The organism is Pseudomonas sp. TH06, from assembly GCF_016651305.1.
GTDB lineage: Bacteria > Pseudomonadota > Gammaproteobacteria > Pseudomonadales > Pseudomonadaceae > Aquipseudomonas.
This window is the reverse complement of the sequence record NZ_JAEKEC010000001.1, coordinates 1418711-1436665: the sequence shown is the minus strand read 5'-3', so window position 1 is coordinate 1436665 and position 17955 is coordinate 1418711. Positions and strand designations below refer to the sequence as shown.

18 protein-coding genes are annotated in these 17955 nt (G+C 59.7%); 6 read left to right on the top strand and 12 right to left on the bottom strand.

The features are described from left to right. Position 1 precedes the first annotated feature (1 nt). Positions 2–940 carry an MlaD family protein gene (locus tag JFT86_RS06300; protein ID WP_201236155.1) on the top strand — a complete coding sequence of 313 codons (939 nt, stop codon included), beginning with the start codon at positions 2–4 and terminating at the stop codon, positions 938–940. Beyond that, positions 937–1560 carry an ABC-type transport auxiliary lipoprotein family protein gene (locus JFT86_RS06295; RefSeq protein WP_201236154.1) on the top strand — a complete coding sequence of 208 codons (624 nt, stop codon included), beginning with the start codon at positions 937–939 and terminating at the stop codon, positions 1558–1560. The genes JFT86_RS06300 and JFT86_RS06295 overlap by 4 nt, the downstream gene beginning before the upstream one ends. Before the next feature lie 118 nt (positions 1561–1678). On the opposite strand, the gene JFT86_RS06290 is transcribed toward JFT86_RS06295, so the two are convergent. Both JFT86_RS06290 and gltP read right to left on the bottom strand, forming a co-directional pair. Continuing rightward, positions 1679–2908 carry a spore maturation protein gene (locus JFT86_RS06290; protein WP_201236153.1) on the bottom strand — a complete coding sequence of 410 codons (1230 nt, stop codon included), beginning with the start codon at positions 2906–2908 and terminating at the stop codon, positions 1679–1681. A 197-nt stretch (positions 2909–3105) separates the two neighbouring features. Continuing rightward, a complete protein-coding gene (gltP, locus tag JFT86_RS06285; protein ID WP_201236152.1) occupies positions 3106–4437 on the bottom strand; it encodes a glutamate/aspartate:proton symporter GltP in 1332 nt (443 codons plus the stop codon). 307 nt (positions 4438–4744) lie between these two features. Between gltP and JFT86_RS06280 the strand changes: the two genes are divergently transcribed. Beyond that, a complete protein-coding gene (locus JFT86_RS06280) occupies positions 4745–4996 on the top strand; it encodes a hypothetical protein (protein WP_201236151.1) in 252 nt (83 codons plus the stop codon). Between the two features lie 145 nt (positions 4997–5141). On the opposite strand, the gene JFT86_RS06275 is transcribed toward JFT86_RS06280, so the two are convergent. The 3 genes from JFT86_RS06275 to JFT86_RS06265 form a co-directional block, all read right to left on the bottom strand. Further along, positions 5142–5606 carry an inhibitor of vertebrate lysozyme family protein gene (locus tag JFT86_RS06275; protein WP_201236150.1) on the bottom strand — a complete coding sequence of 155 codons (465 nt, stop codon included), beginning with the start codon at positions 5604–5606 and terminating at the stop codon, positions 5142–5144. A gap of 2 nt (positions 5607–5608) precedes the next feature. Next, positions 5609–5773: a DUF1328 domain-containing protein gene (locus tag JFT86_RS06270; protein WP_003177151.1), complete on the bottom strand. Its 165-nt coding sequence runs from the start codon at positions 5771–5773 to the stop codon at positions 5609–5611. Between the two features lie 73 nt (positions 5774–5846). Continuing rightward, on the bottom strand, positions 5847–6131 hold the full coding sequence (locus JFT86_RS06265; RefSeq protein ID WP_201236149.1) for a hypothetical protein: 285 nt from the start codon (positions 6129–6131) through the stop codon (positions 5847–5849). A gap of 427 nt (positions 6132–6558) precedes the next feature. Between JFT86_RS06265 and algB the strand changes: the two genes are divergently transcribed. Together algB and JFT86_RS06255 are read left to right on the top strand one after the other, a co-directional pair. Beyond that, positions 6559–7905 (top strand): sigma-54-dependent response regulator transcription factor AlgB, encoded by a 1347-nt coding sequence (gene algB / locus JFT86_RS06260; protein ID WP_025112294.1) that lies wholly within the window; start codon positions 6559–6561, stop codon positions 7903–7905. A gap of 10 nt (positions 7906–7915) precedes the next feature. Continuing rightward, positions 7916–9706: a KinB sensor domain-containing domain gene (locus JFT86_RS06255; RefSeq protein ID WP_201236148.1), complete on the top strand. Its 1791-nt coding sequence runs from the start codon at positions 7916–7918 to the stop codon at positions 9704–9706. Here JFT86_RS06255 and JFT86_RS06250 read toward each other — a convergent pair. The 7 genes from JFT86_RS06250 to JFT86_RS06220 form a co-directional block, all read right to left on the bottom strand. Beyond that, positions 9703–11319, bottom strand: coding sequence for an EAL domain-containing protein (locus JFT86_RS06250; RefSeq protein WP_201236147.1), 1617 nt, complete (start codon positions 11317–11319; stop codon positions 9703–9705). The genes JFT86_RS06255 and JFT86_RS06250 overlap by 4 nt on opposite strands. A gap of 73 nt (positions 11320–11392) precedes the next feature. Then, entirely contained in the window at positions 11393–12175 is a 783-nt protein-coding gene (locus JFT86_RS06245; RefSeq protein ID WP_201236146.1) for an N-acetylmuramoyl-L-alanine amidase, read from the bottom strand. Between the two features lie 101 nt (positions 12176–12276). After that, positions 12277–14343, bottom strand: a complete 2067-nt coding sequence (locus JFT86_RS06240; protein WP_201236145.1) for a GGDEF domain-containing protein — start codon at positions 14341–14343, stop codon at positions 12277–12279. Beyond that, positions 14340–15218 carry an endonuclease/exonuclease/phosphatase family protein gene (locus tag JFT86_RS06235; RefSeq protein ID WP_201236144.1) on the bottom strand — a complete coding sequence of 293 codons (879 nt, stop codon included), beginning with the start codon at positions 15216–15218 and terminating at the stop codon, positions 14340–14342. Before JFT86_RS06235 ends, JFT86_RS06240 begins: the two co-directional genes overlap by 4 nt. Positions 15219–15232: 14 nt before the next feature. Continuing rightward, on the bottom strand, positions 15233–15874 hold the full coding sequence (locus JFT86_RS06230; protein ID WP_201236143.1) for a thiol:disulfide interchange protein DsbA/DsbL: 642 nt from the start codon (positions 15872–15874) through the stop codon (positions 15233–15235). Between the two features lie 200 nt (positions 15875–16074). After that, positions 16075–16686, bottom strand: a complete 612-nt coding sequence (locus JFT86_RS06225) for a c-type cytochrome (RefSeq protein WP_201236142.1) — start codon at positions 16684–16686, stop codon at positions 16075–16077. A gap of 32 nt (positions 16687–16718) precedes the next feature. Continuing rightward, a complete protein-coding gene (locus tag JFT86_RS06220) occupies positions 16719–16991 on the bottom strand; it encodes a c-type cytochrome (protein ID WP_201236141.1) in 273 nt (90 codons plus the stop codon). 217 nt (positions 16992–17208) lie between these two features. On the opposite strand from JFT86_RS06220, the gene yihA reads away from it, so the two are divergent. Then, complete coding sequence (gene yihA / locus JFT86_RS06215; RefSeq protein WP_201236140.1) at positions 17209–17853, top strand: ribosome biogenesis GTP-binding protein YihA/YsxC; 645 nt, start codon at positions 17209–17211, stop codon at positions 17851–17853. The last annotated feature ends 102 nt before the right edge of the window (positions 17854–17955 follow it).

Sequence of the window (17955 nt, the reverse complement as noted above, 5' to 3'; positions counted from 1 at the left end):
CATGGAAACCCGAGCCCATCATGTGTTGATTGGCCTGTTCTCGGTTATTGTCGTGGCGGGCGCCCTGCTCTTCGGCCTGTGGCTGGCCAAGTCCAGCGTCGACACCGAGTTCAAGGATTACGAAATCGTCTTCAACGAGGCGGTCAGCGGTCTGTCCAAAGGCAGCCCGGTGCAGTACAGCGGCATCAAGGTCGGCGACGTGGTCAGCCTGCGCCTCGACCCCAAGGATCCCCGCCGGGTGCTGGCGCGGATTCGGCTGGGCGGCGACACGCCGGTCAAGGAAGACACCCAGGCCAAACTGGCGCTGGCCGGGATTACCGGAACCTCGATCATCCAGCTAAGCGGTGGCACGCCAGACAGTCCGCAGCTCAAGGGCCACGACGGCAAGCTGCCGATCATTGTCGCTTCGCCCTCGCCTATTTCGCGACTGCTCAATGACAGCAACGACTTGATGAGCGGCATCAGTTCTTTGCTGGGTAACGCCAATCAGATGTTCTCCGCCGAGAACGTCGAGCGCGTGAGCAAAACCCTGGCGCATCTGGAGCAGACCACCGGCTCGATCAATGACCAACGTGGCGATCTGCGTCAGGCCATGCAGCAACTGGCGACAGTCGGCAAACAGGCCGGCAGCATGCTCGAACAGACTTCGGCGTTGATGCGCAACGCCAACGGCCTGCTCAACGATCAGGGCAAACAAGCGCTGGGCAGTGCCGAACAGGCGATGAAGTCGCTGGAGCAGAGCAGCGCCACGATCAATACCTTGCTGAGCAAGAATCAGAACTCTCTCGACAACGGCATGCAGGGCCTCAACGGCCTGGCCCCGGCGATTCGCGAACTGCGCGAAACCCTGACTTCGCTGCGCGCCATCTCTCAACGTCTGGAGGCCAACCCCAGCGGTTACCTGCTGGGCAGTGACAAGAACAAGGAGTTCACGCCATGAAGCTGACTCGCCTCGCCCTCCTCGCCGGTTTTGTGCTGATCAGTTCGTGCTCGATTCTGCCCAAGTCGGAACCGGCGGATGTCTATCGCCTGCCGGCCACTCAGGCGCCCGCCTCGGCCAGTTCAGCGGCGCCGCAACACTGGTCGCTACGGCTGAATAAATTACAGGCCAGCGAAGCGTTGAACCGGCCGAACATCGCTGTCATCCCGCAAGGCGACGTGATCAGCAGCTACAAGGCTTCGCGCTGGAGCGATCCGGCGCCGGTGCTGCTGCGCAATCGCTTGCTGGACGGGTTTGCGCGTGATGGCCGGGTGACGTTGCTGAGTACCGATGACAGCAATTTTGCGGCGGATCTGGAATTGGGCGGGAATTTGCAGGCGTTTCAGACTGAGTATCAGGGCACGCAGGCCAGTGTCGTGGTGCGATTGGATGCATTGATTGTGCGTGGTTATGACCAGCGGATACTCGCCAGTCGGCGCTTTGAAGAGCGCCAGCCGTTGAGCGATGTGCAGGTTCCGGCGGTGGTCGCCGGGTTTGGTCAGGCCAGTGATCGCCTCACTGCAAAAGTCGTCGCGTGGACCGTCGACCAAGGCCAGAAACTCGCCCCGCAGAACCCCTGATTCACCACAATCCCTGTAGGAGTGAGCCTGCTTGCGATAGCTGAGTGACAGTCGCCGATGATAGTGACTGATAGACCGCTATCGCGAGCAGGCTCACTCCTACAGTTTTATTTTGTGGTTAGCCGAAGAACCAGTAGCAGACGCCGATAGCACCCAAGACCCCGGCCAACTCCGCCAACAACGCACACCCCACCGCATGCCGCGCCCGCTGAATCCCCACCGCGCCGAAATACACCGCCAGCACATAGAACGTCGTCTCGGTACTGCCCTGCACTGTTGCCGCGACCAGCGCCGGAAAGCTGTCGACGCCTGAAGTCTTCATGGTTTCAATCAGCATCGCCCGCGCGGCGCTGCCGGAGAACGGTTTGACCATTGCCGTCGGCAAGGCGTCGACGAAGCGCGTGTCCCAACCGGCCCATTCGACCAGATGACGAATGCCGTCCAGACCAAAATCCAGTGCCCCGGATGCGCGCAATACGCCTACGGCACAAAGCATCGCCACCAGATACGGCAGCAGATTCTTCGCCACATCGAAGCCTTCCTTGGCGCCTTCGACGAACGCTTCGTAGACCTTCACTTTGCGCAAGGCACCAATGATCAGAAACAGCATGATCAAGCCGAACAGCGTGAGATTGCCGAGGATCGACGACAATCCCGCCAGCGCGGTGGCTGAAAGGGTGCCCAGCAGGGCCATGAAGCCACCAAGGGCGAGGGCGCCGGGAATCAGATACGCCAGCACCACCGGATCCCAGATCCGCAGGCGCTGCATGAACGCCACCGAAAGGAAGCCGACGATGGTCGAGCAACTGGTCGCCAGCAGAATCGGCAGGAACACCAGTGTCGGGTCCGGCGCGCCTTGCTGAGCGCGGTACATGAAGATCGTCACCGGCAGCAGGGTCAGCGACGAGGCGTTGAGCACCAGGAAGAGGATTTGTGCGTTGCTGGCGACCGTGGCGCTGGGATTGAGCTCCTGCAGCGCCTTCATGGCTTTCAGGCCGATGGGCGTGGCGGCGTTGTCCAGGCCGAGGCCGTTGGCGGCGAAGTTCAGGGTGATCAGGCCGAGGGCAGGGTGACCGGGCGGGACTTCCGGCATCAGCCGCAGGAACAGCGGGCCGAGTACCTTGGCCAGCCATTCGACAATGCCGGCCTTCTCGGCAATGCGCAGGAAGCCCAGCCAGAGGGTGAGGGTGCCGAACAGCAGTACCATGACTTCGACCGAGAGCTTGGCCATGGCAAAAATGCTTTCCACCATCGCCGCGAAAATCCCGGCGTTGCCGCCGATCAGCCACTGCGCCAGCGCCGACACGGCTGCCACGATGAAGAAGCCAAGCCACAGGCCATTAAGCATCAGTCAAATCCCCCGAAGAATGCGGCGAATGATAGCGGGGTCGCCAGAAACGACAAACCCCGGATTTCTCCGGGGTTCGTTTGGCTGACTCGGTCCACTGTAGGAGTGAGCCTGCTCGCGATGGCGGTGTATCAAGCAACAGAGATGTTGAATGTACGGCCCTCATCGCGAGCAGGCTCACTCCTACAAGATTTATGTCAGTTCTTGGAAATCTCGCCAGCCGGCAGCTTTTCCTTGCTGCGCCAGTGCGGCAGGGAGTTCCAGTAGCGCTCGCCCTTGGCGTCGTCGTACATGCCTTCCCAGCGTGCGATGACCAGCACGGCGAGGGCGTTGCCGATCACGTTCAGTGCGGTACGGGCCATGTCCATGATGCGGTCGACACCGGCGATGAACGCCAGGCCTTCCAGCGGAATACCAACGCTGCCCAGAGTCGCCAGCAGCACCACGAAGGAAACGCCCGGTACGCCGGCGATGCCTTTGGAGGTGACCATCAGGGTCAGGACCAGCAGCAGTTGCTGGCTGATCGACAGGTCGATGCCGTACAGCTGGGCAATGAAGATCGCCGCAATGGACTGGTACAGGGTCGAACCGTCGAGGTTGAACGAGTAACCGGTCGGCACCACGAAGCTGCAGATGGCTTTCGGCGCGCCGTAGGCTTCCATCTTCTCGATCACGCGCGGCAGCACGGTTTCCGAGGAGGCGGTGGAGTAGGCCAGCACCAGCTCATCCTTGAAGATGCGCATCAGCTTGAGCACCGAGAAGCCGAACAGCTTGGCGATCAGGCCCAGTACCACGAAGGCGAAGAAGGCGATGGCGACGTAAACCAGGATCACCAGTTTGGCCAGCGGCAGCAGGGAAGCGAAGCCGAAGTTGGCGACGGTCACCGCGATCAGGGCGAATACACCGATAGGGGCGTAGTTCATGATCATGTGGGTGACTTTGAACATGCTCTCCGAAACGCCCTGGAACATCTTTACCAGCGGTTCGCGCAGGTCCGACTGCAGGCTCGACAGACCGAGACCGAACAGCACGGAGAAGAAGATGATCGGCAGCATTTCGCCGCGGGCCATGGCCGCGAAGATGTTCGACGGGATCAGGTTGAGGATGGTCTCGATGAACGCGTGTTCATGCTGTACCTCGGCGGCAGTCGCCTGGTACTTGGAGATATCCACCGTGCCCAGCGTGCTCATGTCGATGCCGGTTCCAGGATGGAACAGGTTGGCCAGCAGCAGGCCGACGACGATGGCGATGGTGGTGACGATCTCGAAATAGATGATCGTCTTCAGGCCGATACGCCCGAGCTTCTTGGCGTCGCCCACGCCGGCGATGCCGACGATGAGGGAGGAGATGACGATCGGGATCACGATCATCTTGATCAGACGGATAAAGATATCGCCTGCCGGTTGCAGGACGTTGCTGATCCACCAAGCCTTCTCGGCACTGAAATGGTTGAGCAACGCACCAATTGCAATCCCTAGAACCAGACCGATGAGGATCTGCCAGGCGAGGCTGAGTTTTGCCTTCTTCATTATCTTTACCCTTACTTGCGTTTGACTCAGGCACATGCAGGAACTGGAACGCTCTTTAGCGGAAAAGTCTGTGCATCTGCCTCCGTATAAGGTGCCCCGAAGCGAGTGTTTACGGCTCTTCGGCAGGCGAAAAAAGGCGCAACTATTCCGATGCAAGGTTGCGCCGTCTAATGCCGTAAACGCCTACCCTATGCCGAATCGGCATGAGCTTTTTTAATTGAAACTGGCGTCCCAACCGGTTCGATTGTGACATTTCAGCCGGCATAAGTGCCGTTAACCGGCCATTACAGCGTAGGTTGGTTATTTTTTGAACGAGAAAAATCGACTGGAAATTAAGGAAAAAGCCTACGCGGAGAGAGTAGAAGTCCCACTGTTTAAACGGTCTCTTTGTCGATATACGGTCGCCCGGAAACACCGCGAAATGTTTTTCGCGCGCAGTGTGAGCGATAAAAAGAAGAGCGGAGCGCTCTGGATCAATGTTTTGGCTTGGCGAAAAGCTCAGCGCAAGTCCGTCGAACCGCTGTGGGTCGGCGAACCTGCGGCGCAGCTTTTACCCTGACCCGGCCCTCATCGCAGGCACTCCTTGTGCCCGTAGGTCACTCCGACCCTGAAACAGTCAGAACGTCCCGGCCCCTTGGTCATGCGCTCGCCTTCCTCGGGTGGGCGCAATGGAAAGCAGCAGGGCTGCTGCCTTCATGTTCGAATCAGTACCACTTCGGATCTTTCTTCAGGGTTTCCATCAAAAGATCCTGCATGCCCTGATCGGGTTTGCCGAGGAAGCGGTAAGTGGCATGTCGCGTTGGCGACTTGTCCGCCGGCAATCCTTCAGGCACATCGACGAGCATGGCGTAAGCGTCCTTCTTGTCGAAACTGAACGCGACGATCAAGCGGTGATTGAGGCACTTGTCCTGCGATTCGCAGAGCGGCCCGACCAGATACTTGTCGCCATCTTCAGTCACGGCATTCATCTGTTGGTCCGGCGTACCGGACAGGTTCATCACCCATTCCGGCAGGCGTTCTTCCTTCTTCACCACGCCTTCCCAGGTTTCCCGGTATTGCGGGTCGGAACTCAACAGTTCGTTGACCCGCGTCTGGCCGTCATTGGCCGCCATCGCCATGGCACTACCGCCCAGAAGCAGGGCGGCTGCCAGTGTCTTTAACGCACTCATCGTTAACCTCGGCCGCGACGGCCAAAGAAGAAGGAAGCGATGAACATCACCAGGAACACGACAAAGAGAATCTTGGCGATACCCGTGGCGGTGCCCGCGATACCACCGAAGCCCAGTACTGCAGCGATGATGGCAATGATCAAGAATGTAATTGCCCAGCTCAACATGGTGATTCTCCTTACTTCTCTATTTAGGGATGCTGCGAGTTCTGGCGCATCGCGCCCGAATCTGTTCAATCAGTCAGAAAACCCAGCGCTCTTCACGTGGCATCTCGTCCAGTGGTTGCGCTTGATCGACGTCCATCATGCGCATCGAGGCGCTTTCGGCCTGGCTGCTGCTGACGGCGCTGAAGTGCTTCTGCGTGCTGTGCTGCATCGAGATCAGCGGCTCAGGCTTCTGGCTGTTTTCCCAGCTCAGGTATTGCTGGCACGCGATCAGGGTGATCAACAGCGCAAGTACGCCAAACAGACCTTGCTGGATATGCAGTGGCGAGATACGCACTTGGGCGGCACGTTGGCGAGTCATCCTGGGTTCCTCACTCTTATTCGGTTGGGGCAGTGCTGATCTGCCCGGGCTGAATAAGGTATTGCAGCCTGCATGCCAGTTTTTTATCTAAAAAATATTCAATAAAATCAACGAGTTATATGAGTGATAAAAAATGTTTGCGACGCATCCTGCACGATGGGTCATTCAGGGTCGTGCGGAATGCACGATTATTTCGTAGGAGAATTCATTCTTATGGAATTGAGAGCGGGGCACGGATGTCAGAAAAGTACGCAGGGAATGCCCTGCAAATCGGCCTTTGTTTAAAAACTCAACAAAATCAGTGGATTAGCCGTAAAGGCAGGAGAGAGCTACCCTCCTATGGCTGGCATCGTTCAGAATCAACCATGCAACTTGCCCGATTTTTCCGGGACTAACCCAAGACCAATCTTTATGGAGCGTAGGAAAAATGGAATCTGCCACTGAGCATCAAGGCCGCATTCTGCTGGTGGATGATGAATCCGCCATCCTGCGAACCTTCCGTTATTGCCTCGAAGACGAAGGTTATACGGTGGCCACCGCCAATAGCGCGGCCCAGGCCGACGCACTGCTGCAACGCCAGGTGTTCGACCTGTGCTTCCTTGATTTACGTCTGGGCGAGGACAACGGCCTCGACGTACTGGCGCAAATGCGTATTCAGGCGCCGTGGATGCGCGTGGTGATTGTCACCGCGCATTCGGCTGTCGATACCGCCGTGGATGCGATCCAGGCTGGCGCCGCCGACTATCTGGTCAAGCCATGCAGCCCTGACCAACTGCGTCTGGCAACGGCCAAGCAACTGGAAGTGCGTCAACTCTCGGCGCGCCTCGAAGCGCTGGAGGGCGAGATCCGCAAACCGAAGGACGGCCTCGATTCCCACAGCCCGGCAATGAAAGTCGTATTGGAGACCGCCCGCCAGGTGGCGAGCACTGACGCCAACATTCTTATTCTCGGCGAGTCCGGCACCGGTAAAGGCGAGCTGGCCCGAGCGATTCACGGCTGGAGCAAGCGTGAGAAGAAATCCTGCGTGACCATCAACTGCCCGTCGTTGACTGCCGAACTGATGGAAAGCGAGTTGTTCGGCCACAGCCGCGGTGCATTTACCGGCGCGAGCGAAAGCACCTTGGGCCGGGTTAACCAAGCTGATGGCGGCACGCTGTTTCTCGACGAGATCGGCGATTTTCCACTGACCTTGCAACCCAAGTTGCTGCGTTTCATTCAGGACAAGGAATACGAGCGGGTAGGTGATCCGGTAACCCGTCGCGCCGATGTGCGCATCCTCGCGGCGACCAACCTCAATCTCGAAGACATGGTCCGTGACGGTCGCTTCCGTGAAGACCTGCTCTATCGCCTGAACGTCATCACTCTGCACCTGCCGCCATTGCGTGAACGTGCCGAAGACATTCTGACCTTGGCCGACCGCTTTCTCGCCCGCTTCGTCAAAGAGTATGCGCGCCCGGCGCGGGGTTTTAGCGACGAGGCCCGCGAGGCGCTTCTCGGCTACCGCTGGCCCGGTAACATTCGTGAGCTGCGCAACGTGGTCGAGCGGGCAAGCATCATCTGTCCGCAGGAACGGGTAGAAATCAGCCACCTCGGCATGGCCGAACAACCGGCCAACAACGCGCCACGGGTCGGCGCAGCACTGAGTCTCGACGAGTTGGAAAAGGCCCACATCGGTGCCGTCCTTGCCACCGCCGGCACTCTGGATCAAGCCGCGAAAACCCTGGGCATCGACGCCTCGACCCTGTATCGCAAGCGCAAGCAGTACAACCTGTGAGCGCCCAACGATGAAACTGGCGATGAAGTTGCGGACCCGGTTGTTCCTGAGTATTTCCGCACTGATCACCGTGGCTTTGCTGGGGCTGTTGCTCGGGCTGGTCAGTGTGATGCAAATGGCCGGAACCCAGGAAGCGCTGGTGCGCAGCAACTTCGTCACCCTCGATCTGGGGCTCAAGCTGCGCCAGACGTTGGGTGATCAACTGATCATCATGCTCGCGGAAAAGCCTGACCCCGTCGCGTTCGAGGCCTCCAAGCAGCATTACTTTCAACTCCTCGACGAAGGTATTGCCCAGGAGCAGGAGGGCGATGGCCGCTTGTATGGTTTCAGTCAGGCCAAGGCGGATTATCTGAGTTTTCTGCAGGCGTTCGACCTGTCCCGTGATCCGGCCACTTCGTTGAGCAGCAATGCCGACTTCCGTGAACGCTTCAACACGTTGCGCAACGGGCTGATTGCCGAGCACAAGCATGCACTCGACAATATCAACGCGGTGCAGCATGACGCACGCGACCGGGCGCTTTTGGTGGCTGGCCTGCTCGGGTTGGTCGGGTTGGCTGTGCTGATTATCGGTTTTGTCACGGCCCACGGCATTGCCCGGCGTTTTGGTGCGCCGATCGAGGCGCTGGCCCATGCGGCGGACAACATCGGCCAAGGCAATTTCGAAGTGACCCTGCCGATTTCCTCGGCGATGGAAATGAATCAGCTGACCAAGCGGTTCGGGCTGATGGCCGAAGCGTTGCGCGAGCATCAGGCAACCAACGTCGATGAGTTGCTCGCCGGACAGCAACGCTTGCAAGCGGTGCTCGACAGCATCGACGACGGCTTGTTGATGATTGACCGCCAGGGGCATCTGGAACACCTCAACCCGGTGGCCCAGCGCCAATTGGGCTGGGACGACGATCGTCTCGGTCAAGGCCTGGGCGCGGCACTCGAACGGCCGGAGCTGGATGCGCAACTGCAACTGGTGTTGCGCGGCGGCACCCTGGAGCGGGCGCCGGAGGACCTGAGCATCGAAGTCGACGGCGAATCCCGCCTGCTGACTTACAGCCTGACGCCGGTCAGCCACACGCAGGGCCACATACTCGGGGCGGTGATGGTGCTGCACGATGTGACTGAGCAGCGTGCCTTCGAACGGGTGCGCAGCGAGTTCGTCCTGCGCGCCTCACATGAGCTACGCACGCCGGTCACCGGCATGCACATGGCGTTCGGTCTGTTCCGTGAACGGGCGAAGTTTGCCGCGGATTCCCGCGAAGCGGACCTGCTCGACACCGTGAACGAAGAAATGCAGCGCCTGATGCAGTTGATCAACGACTTGCTCAACTTTTCGCGTTACCAGAACGGCTTGCAGAAACTGGCGCTGGCGCCGTGTTCCATCGAGGATTTGCTGGAGCAGGCACAGTTGCGCTTTGCCGAGACGGCCGAGGCCAAAGGCATCGCCTTGAACGTCGAAGTGCAGGGGCCGCTGCCGCGCTTGCAGGCGGATCAGGCGCAGCTGGATCGGGTTCTCGACAACCTGATCGACAACGCCCTACGGCATACCGCCCGCGACGGCCAGATCCGCTTGCAGGCACGTCGCCACGGCGAGCGGGTGATCATCAGCGTCGAAGACAACGGCGAAGGCATTGCCTACGGCCAGCAAGGGCGGATCTTCGAACCGTTTGTGCAAGTCGGGCGCAAAAAGGGCGGCGCCGGGCTGGGATTGGCGCTGTGCAAGGAAATCGTCCAGCTGCATGGCGGGCGAATGGGGGTTTATTCACGGCCGGGGCAGGGCACGCAGTTTTATATGGCGCTGGCGGTTTAGGCCTCGTCATCCAGCCGGCGACCGGCGAGGCGCCGCCCACGAGTGATCAGCTCGATAAACTGCACCGCGCTCAGGGCGTGGGCGAATAACCAGCCCTGACCGAATTTCACCCCTTCGCTGCTGAGCAATTCGGCTTGCGACTCAAGCTCGATCCCCTCGGCAATCACCTTCAGGTCCAATGCCTGCGCCATGTGAATGATGTGCGGTGCGACGCCACTGCTGGCAGCGTCATGGCCGAGAGCGTCGATGAACGCCTTGTCGATTTTCAGGCAGTCCACCGGCAGTGTTTGCAGGTAGGCGAGGCTGCAATAACCGGTGCCGAAGTCGTCAATCAGCACCTGATGGCCGACATCGCGTAGCGCTTGCAGGTTTTCCCGCGCGACCACCACATCAATCAAGCCGCGTTCAGTGACTTCGAAGGCAATCTGCCGCGCCGCGACCCGATGCAGTGCCAACAGACGCGCCATGACCTGACCGATACGCGGCACCATCACATCACAGGCGGCGAGGTTGACCGAGATATACAACTGCGGATTGGCACGCAACACCGGCCCCAATTGTTCCAGCAAGCGCTGCAGGACGAAGTCGGTCATCTGGCGAATCTGTCCGGTATTTTCCGCCATGGGAATGAACAGGTCGGGGCTGGTCAGCGTACCGTCCGGACGGCGCCAGCGCAGCAACGCCTCGGCGCCGACGCAGTTGCGGCTGTCGAGGTCAAAGATCGGCTGATAGAGCACCTGCAATTCGCCACGGCGAATGGCGCCGTGCAGTTCAGCGTCCAGTGACTGGCGCTGGCGAACCAGTAGAAACACGACGAAACCGACGAAGGCGCCAAGCACCAGGCAGGCCGGAATCATCCACCACCAGATGGCGGGTATGTGCATGCCGGTACGCGGCGTAATCAGCACCAGCTGATATTCCGGGTTGTTGGTGGGCATGCGATAGATCAGTCGGGTCTGGGTGACTTGCAAGGCGTCGCGGCTTTTCGGCGGCCAGTGTTCGCTCGGGGGCCACGCCTGTTCTGCGCCAAGTACCGGAATCGCCCGGGTGCCATGATCCAGCACCACCAGCAGACTGCTGCCGGGCGACAGATCGACCATGTCGGTCAAATGCCCGCGCGAGGTGGCGACACGAAAGTTGCCGCGTCCAAGCATCAGCGCGGCGCGGTTTTCATCGGGCTCGGTGGTGGTGTTCAGCCAGTAACTGTAGGTCGGGCCTCTGATATCTGGCGCGCGGTTAACCGACATGCCTTCCTGGCGCGGACGGTTGGAGCAAGTACGCGAGGCGTCCATGTAAGCGGCTTCATAGACGAAACGATAGTTGAAGGTGACTTGCCGCAGCGTCGTGATCATTTCGTCATCGCAACTGCGCAGGGGCTGGGCTTCAAGATCATCGAGGCTTTCGCGCAACTGGCCGAACAATTGTTCGAGGCGGGCGAGGAATCGTTCGCCCTGTGCGTTCATGGCCTGGCTTTCGTTTTGCTCGACCTGATGCATCGCCACGAACATTCCGCCAGCGATCAGCAGGCTGGCACTGAGGACAGCCGCGATCATCGCCAAAAACCAGGGGCGATAAAACCAGCTACGCAGCGTCGCTCGGGTAGCAACCATCATGGAATATCCGAAGAATTACCAATGAGTTATAGCTGCTGATTGCAATTTCGCCCTGACCGTCGGGCGGGCGTCATTATTTTGTCTGATTGAGTACCAGCAGCAGCGCCGCCGTTTGTGCGTCCGGCGTGCCGTCGAAACGCGCCGGGCGAAAGTGCATCTGGAATGCCGCGAGCACATGGCGCGTGGCGACATCCAGTTCGCCGGTTTGCGGCGTGTCGTAACCAAGGTGGGCCAGTTGAGCCTGGAACCAGCTGATGCTCGGCAGTTCACCGCCGTTGAACAGGGCTTGCTGGCGGGCCACGGCTTGCTCGTTCGGCCAGATACCCAGGCCTTCGGCGGCGAGACGCTTCCACGGGAACAGTGGCCCCGGATCGAGTTTGCGCAACGGTGCGATGTCACTGTGACCGATGATGTGGCGTGGGCTGATGCCGTTGCGCTGGCTGATGTCCTTGAGCAGGGCGATCAGCGCCTGAATCTGCGCTTCGCTGTAGGGAAACCACAGGCGACCGGTCGGGGTGTCCTTGAAGCCCGGATTGACAATTTCGATGCCGATCGAGCTGGAGTTGAGCCAGGTTCGCCCCTGCCACTGGCTTTCGCCGGCGTGCCAGGCGCGTTGGTTTTCGTCCATCAGCTTGTAGACGGTGGCGCGATTGTCGTCACCGATCAGGTAATGGCTGCTGACTTCACCGTGGGTCAGCAATTGCAGCGAACGCTCAAGCGACGCCGAGGTGTAATGCACGATCACGAACTGGATGCGGCTGTCGTGATTGGCAGAAGGATGGCTGGTGTCATAACGCGGGCCGCTGGCACAACCGGCCAGAACGAGCAGGGACGCGAGGAGGGTAAAAAATTTCATGGCAGAAGGCAGTATACGCAAGACAATAATGCAACAGTGTAACGTAATGCCTTGCGTGCAGACGGTCAGCGGGCGGATTTAAACAAAATGGAACAATTCGCTCAGCCCAGCTCGACCCGATTACGTCCGGCGTTTTTGGCTCTGTACAGCGCCTGATCGGCTCTTTTAAGCACCAGATCGCTGTGTTCTCCCGCCCTGAACGACGCCAGACCCATGGAAATGGTAATGGTCACGCGCTCGCCCTTGAAGTGAAACGGGCAGGCCTCGATCGCCGCGCGCAAGGTTTCCAGCAGCTTTGCACCGACTGCGGGCGGAGTCGCCGGCAGCAGCAGAACAAACTCTTCGCCGCCAAACCGGGCGATGAAGTCGGAGCCGCGCAGACGTTTGCGCAGCACGGTGGCGATGATCTTCAGGACTTTGTCGCCCGCCAGGTGACCATAGTTGTCGTTGATCCGTTTGAAATGATCGAGGTCGAGCATCGCCAGGCTCAACGTGTTGCCGTGTTGCTGCCATTGCTTGATTTCATGCTCGAGACGTTCGCTCCACGCCGCGCGGTTGGGCAGACCGGTGAGCGGGTCGATCAGGGCTTTCTGGCGTTGTTCTTCAAGGTGTTCGCGGAAGCCCTGCGCTTCCTGCTCCATATGCGCGACGCGCTCGGACAGTCCTTTAAGCCGTGCCGCGACTTCCTGCTCGCGAGCATCGCGCTGCTTCTGGTGTTGGTCCATGGTGCCGAGCAAGCCTTCAAGATGGTTCTCCAGCACTTGCTTGAGGTCGTCCAGGTCCGCTGCTTCCTGGACGCTGGTCTGCAAGCCATCGACTTGCTCACGGATCTGCGTGTCCATCGCTCGCGCCGCCGAGCTGTTGTCGGCATGCCCTTCGCTGGCGGCCTGCAGGTTGCTCTGAAACGCTTCGAGGCGTTCGTTGAGTTGCTGCAGGTAAGCTTCGAACTCGTGCTGGCCGCTGTCGGTGATTGCCAGCATCAACGTCGCCAGATCGTCGAGGATCGGTATCAGTTCGTACCAGTTGAGCCCATGTTTGAGCCTTTCACGCATGGCTTCAGCTTGTGGGCGGTGGCGCTCGGGCAGCGTCAGGTCGTCGAGCAGGCCGATCAGCGTATCTTCGATGTGTTTGGCTACGGAGCTGTAGGACGGCTCCGGCGAATCCGGCAGGGCAAAGAGGATGTCGTGCTCGGACTGCTCCGGGTCGATGGCCGCCAGTGCCTGAGCGATGGGCTCGGGCAGGGGCAGACTGTCGAGGAACAGCGGCGCGGGATCGCCGGGATGGATCAATTCGTCGGGGTTGAAAGCGGCTGGTGCGACTGGGTGTGGGATCGCAGCTGGAGCTGGAGCCACAACGGATTCAGGCTCGGGCGCGATGGATTCCACTTCAATCGGGAAGGCCGCTTCGGTAGCGATTGTCGGCGGAACGAAGGTAACCACGTCTGTTTCCGGCCGAGCTGGGGGCGCTGGTACTTCCACTACTGCGATTGGCGCAGTGTCTTTGATTACCGTAGTGACCACCGCCGGTTCAGCGACGGCGACAGGCGCAGTTTGCACAGGTTCGGATGCAGGTGCAGGAGCGACATGCAGCTGTTCGACTGGCGCCACGTGCTCGGGCGTAGCAGGCGCAGGCACCTCGTCGCTGTCACGGTTGCCAAACAGACGCTGCAACAATCCCGGCCGTCCGGGCTCTGGTGGCGTTTCCAACTGACTCAACGCCTTGCCCTGCAAACTGCTCAGCTCGCTCAGCAGCAATGGCATTTCCCGTGCCTGACCTACACGGCTGTCCAATTGCTTGGCGAACTTCTTCAGTGGCTGGGCGACTTCTCGCGGCAGCGGCAGCGCTTGCAACTGGGTTACCAGAGACGTCAGCGCGGTGCTGACCTGATCAATGCGGGTCTCGCGGCGCTGCTCGGAATCGAGCACGGCTTTTTCCAGACGCGGCAACAGGGCGGCGAGGCCGGCGTCCATGTCGTCGGTGCGCACCACGTCGCGCATCTCTTTCATGCATTGATCAACGACGCGGTCGGTGCCTTCGGCTGCCAGCGTGCTGCGCACCAGACCGCGACGCAGCAAGTCGAGCCGGGCGGCCCAGCGACGTTCGAGCTTGTCCTGTTGTTCGATGCTTTTGAGGTACTTCTCTTTCCAGCGCTGGGCGTCGTCGCTCATTCAGGGGTTCCGCGAGGGGCAGGACTCAACGCGGGCAATGCATCGGCCGTGAGCGAACCCGGCAGACGAATCTCTACCGCGACCGGCAGGTGATCGGAAATGGGTTGCGCCAGCACTTCGACCTTTTCCAGGGTCAGGGTCGGGCTGAGCAAAATATGATCAAGGCAACGCTGAGGGCGCCAGCTGGGGAATGTCGCTTCCACCTGCGGGGCCAGCAAGCCGAGATCGCGTAACGGTGACTGTTGTAGCAGATCGCTGGCATGGGTGTTCATGTCACCCATCAACACTTGGTGTTTGTAGCCGCCGATCAGCTCGCGAATATAGCCCAATTGCAGGCTGCGCACCCGCGCGCCAAGGGCCAGGTGCATCATCACCACCACCAGCGCTTCCGGGCCTTCGCCGAAACGCAGCAGGATGGCACCGCGACCTTTCGGGCCGGGCAACGGGTGGTCTTCGATCGCCCACGGACGCAGACGACTGAGCACGCCATTACTGTGCTGAGCCAGTCGGCCGAGGTTGCGATTGAGTTGTTGGTACCAGTAGGGGAAGGCGCCGAGATGGGCCAGGTGTTCGACTTGATTGACGTAGCCTGAGCGCAGGCTGCCGCCATCGGCTTCCTGCAGGGCGACCAGATCGAAGTCGCCGAGCAGGTCGCCGATCTTTTGCAGATTGCCTGAGCGCCCGGTGTGCGGCAGCAAATGCTGCCAGCTGCGGGTCAGGTAGTGCCGATAGCGCTCAGTGCTGATGCCGACCTGGATATTGAAACTGAGCAAACGCAGGCGATGATCCGCTGGCAGTCCCGTGGACGCCAGGTGATGTTCGTTGACCTGCGGATCATGCAGGCCAACGATGCGTTCAGGCTTCCAGCGGCGCATGGCAGTTGCCGCGCTTAGTTGGCAGCAGCCTTGGTTGCCGCTCGCTCTTTGGCCACCAGTTGGTCGGCCAGTTGCAGGGCTTGCTCGGCACCACCGGCGGAGCCGATGTCGAAGCGGTACTTGCCGTTGACGATCATGGTTGGAACGCCAGTGATTTCATACTTCTTGGCCAGTTCACGAGCCTTGACGATCTGGCCCTTGATGGCGAACGAGTCGAACGTGGCGAGGAACTTGTCCTTGTCCACGCCTTGGGTGGCGAGGAAGTCAGCCATGTCGTTCTTGTCGGTCAGCTTCTTGTGTTCTTTCTGGATGGCGTTGAACACGGCGTTGTGAACCTTGTGCTCGACACCCATCGCTTCCAGGGTCAGGAACATTTGACCGTGAGCGTCCCATGGGCCGCCGAACATGGCAGGGATGCGCACGAAGTTGACGTCGGAAGGCAGTTTTTCAACCCATGGATTGATCACCGGCTCGAAGGCGTAGCAGTGCGGGCAGCCGTACCAGAACAGCTCGACCACTTCGATCTTGCCAGGCTCGGCAACCGGTACCGGGTTGGCCAATTCAACGTATGGGGTGGCAGGGGCTTCGGCGGCCTGGGCAGTCACGCCAAACAGGCTGGCAGCGACGAGAGCGGCGCTGATGATCAGATTACGCATGCTTTACTCCTGGACAATTTTGGTCGCCTCGCGCGACCTGTTTTCAGACAGATCCTGGCGGGCATGAGTTCTGTAGTGTAACGGCAGCGGCCACAAAAAAGGGCGGCCAAAGCCACCCTTTTTATACTTGCTGCGGCGGATTAATCGAGCGTTAACATTGCAAGAGATATCTCTCACCGACAACGCTCGATCCGTGGGTCTTAGTGCAGACCTTGAATGTAGCTGGAGACGGCGGCGATGTCTTCGTCGCTCAACCGTTTGGCAATGGTCTGCATAGTCAGTGTGTCGCCGTCGTTGGTGCGACCGCCTTCTTCCTTGCGGAAATCGGTCAGCTGTTTGGCGATGTATTGAGCGTGTTGTCCACCCAGATGCGGGAAACCGGCAGCGGCGTTACCGGCACCGTTCGGCGAATGGCAACCGGTGCAGGCGGGCAGGCCTTTGGCCAGGTTGCCGCCGCGGAACAGCGCCTCACCGCGAGCAACGATCTTCGGATCAGCAGCGCCGACGCTGCCTTTCTGGCTGGCAAAATAGGCGGCGATGTCGGCCAGATCCTGATCGCTCAGGTTGGTCAGCAGGCCCGTCATTTCCAGAACGGTGCGCTTGCCCGACTTGATGTCGTGCAGTTGCTTGGTCAGGTAGCGTTCACCTTGACCTGCCAGTTTTGGAAAGTTTGGTGCCATGCTGTTGCCGTCCGGGCCATGGCAGGCTCCGCATACGGCGGCTTTTGCCTGCCCGGCGGCGGCATCACCGGCAGCATGGGCGAAACCTGAGATTCCCACGGTCAACAGCAGACTCACGATCAGTTTGTTCATCAGCTAATCCAACTACGGCTAAGGGTTAAGAGTTATGGACCGGGTTTACTCTCGTTCATCCAAAGGATGATGGCCTGGTAATCCTCGGCACTGCAGTCCATGCACAAACCACGCGGCGGCATCGCCTTGAAACCCTGGGTCACGTGTTGCACCAGCGTCTCCATACCTTTCGCCAACCTCGGCGTCCAGGCTGCCTGATCGCCTGTTTTTGGCGCCAAGGGCAGTTGGCCGGAATGACAGGCACTACAAACACGGTTGTACACGGCTTCCGGATCCTGTGTAGCCTGTGCGCTGTAAAGCGGCATCAAGAGTCCGGTAGCCAGCAGCCATTGAAACGACCTTTTCAGGGTTGAGAGCGTTCTGCGTTCTAATGCGCAATCAAGGTCTGTCGCTCTCGTGAACTTCATCCTACGCTGGGACAAAGCACACACAAAATCTGCGGCATTATATACTGGCGTCACTGAAACGGAAGCGACACCGCGTTCCGCGCCCAATCCCGGCGCCGCCCACATCGGAAATCCCATGCAACTCAAGAATCCCATCCTCGGCCTGTGCCAACAGTCCACGTTCATGCTCAGTGCCGCCAAAGTCGATCAGTGCCCTGACGACGAGGGCTTTGAAGTGGCCTTCGCCGGTCGTTCCAACGCCGGCAAATCCAGCGCCCTGAACACCCTGACTCACGCCAGCCTGGCGCGCACCTCGAAAACCCCGGGTCGCACACAGCTGTTGAACTTCTTCAAGCTAGACGAAGATCGGCGTCTGGTCGACCTGCCGGGCTACGGTTACGCAAAAGTACCGATCCCGTTGAAGATGCACTGGCAGCGTCACCTTGAGGCTTACCTCGGTGGCCGCGAGAGTTTGAAGGGTTTGATTCTGATGATGGACATCCGTCATCCAATGACCGACTTCGACCTGCTGATGCTCGACTGGGCTGTTGCAGCCGGCATGCCGATGCACATCCTGCTGACCAAGGCCGACAAACTGACCTACGGCGCAGCCAAGAACACCCTGCTCAAGGTGCAGTCGGAAATTCGCAAGGGTTGGGGCGACCTGGTCACCATCCAGCTCTTCTCCGCGCCAAAACGCATGGGCCTGGAAGAGGCCTACACTGTCCTGGCAGGCTGGATGGAACTGGCAGACAAAGGCACCGAGGCGACTGCCGAGTAAGACAATTTCAAAACTGTCTGTGGTGCTGGCAGGCAAGGCGAAAGCATCGCTAAAAAGCGGAGTTTAGGGGACCTAAATGAGCATTTTTAGCGGTGCTTTTAA

Bases quoted from the DNA above. Each gene is read 5' to 3' on its own strand.
- JFT86_RS06300 (WP_201236155.1), top strand. From the start codon at position 2: ATGGAAACCCGAGCCCATCATGTGTTGATTGGCCTGTTCTCGGTTATT.
- JFT86_RS06295 (WP_201236154.1), top strand. From the start codon at position 937: ATGAAGCTGACTCGCCTCGCCCTCCTCGCCGGTTTTGTGCTGATCAGT.
- JFT86_RS06290 (WP_201236153.1), bottom strand. From the start codon at position 2,908: ATGCTTAATGGCCTGTGGCTTGGCTTCTTCATCGTGGCAGCCGTGTCG.
- gltP (WP_201236152.1), bottom strand. From the start codon at position 4,437: ATGAAGAAGGCAAAACTCAGCCTCGCCTGGCAGATCCTCATCGGTCTG.
- JFT86_RS06275 (WP_201236150.1), bottom strand. From the start codon at position 5,606: ATGAGTGCGTTAAAGACACTGGCAGCCGCCCTGCTTCTGGGCGGTAGT.
- JFT86_RS06270 (WP_003177151.1), bottom strand. From the start codon at position 5,773: ATGTTGAGCTGGGCAATTACATTCTTGATCATTGCCATCATCGCTGCA.
- JFT86_RS06265 (WP_201236149.1), bottom strand. From the start codon at position 6,131: ATGACTCGCCAACGTGCCGCCCAAGTGCGTATCTCGCCACTGCATATC.
- algB (WP_025112294.1), top strand. From the start codon at position 6,559: ATGGAATCTGCCACTGAGCATCAAGGCCGCATTCTGCTGGTGGATGAT.
- JFT86_RS06255 (WP_201236148.1), top strand. From the start codon at position 7,916: ATGAAACTGGCGATGAAGTTGCGGACCCGGTTGTTCCTGAGTATTTCC.
- JFT86_RS06250 (WP_201236147.1), bottom strand. From the start codon at position 11,319: ATGATGGTTGCTACCCGAGCGACGCTGCGTAGCTGGTTTTATCGCCCC.
- JFT86_RS06245 (WP_201236146.1), bottom strand. From the start codon at position 12,175: ATGAAATTTTTTACCCTCCTCGCGTCCCTGCTCGTTCTGGCCGGTTGT.
- JFT86_RS06240 (WP_201236145.1), bottom strand. From the start codon at position 14,343: ATGAGCGACGACGCCCAGCGCTGGAAAGAGAAGTACCTCAAAAGCATC.
- JFT86_RS06235 (WP_201236144.1), bottom strand. From the start codon at position 15,218: ATGCGCCGCTGGAAGCCTGAACGCATCGTTGGCCTGCATGATCCGCAG.
- JFT86_RS06230 (WP_201236143.1), bottom strand. From the start codon at position 15,874: ATGCGTAATCTGATCATCAGCGCCGCTCTCGTCGCTGCCAGCCTGTTT.
- JFT86_RS06225 (WP_201236142.1), bottom strand. From the start codon at position 16,686: ATGAACAAACTGATCGTGAGTCTGCTGTTGACCGTGGGAATCTCAGGT.
- JFT86_RS06220 (WP_201236141.1), bottom strand. From the start codon at position 16,991: ATGCCGCTTTACAGCGCACAGGCTACACAGGATCCGGAAGCCGTGTAC.
- yihA (WP_201236140.1), top strand. From the start codon at position 17,209: ATGCAACTCAAGAATCCCATCCTCGGCCTGTGCCAACAGTCCACGTTC.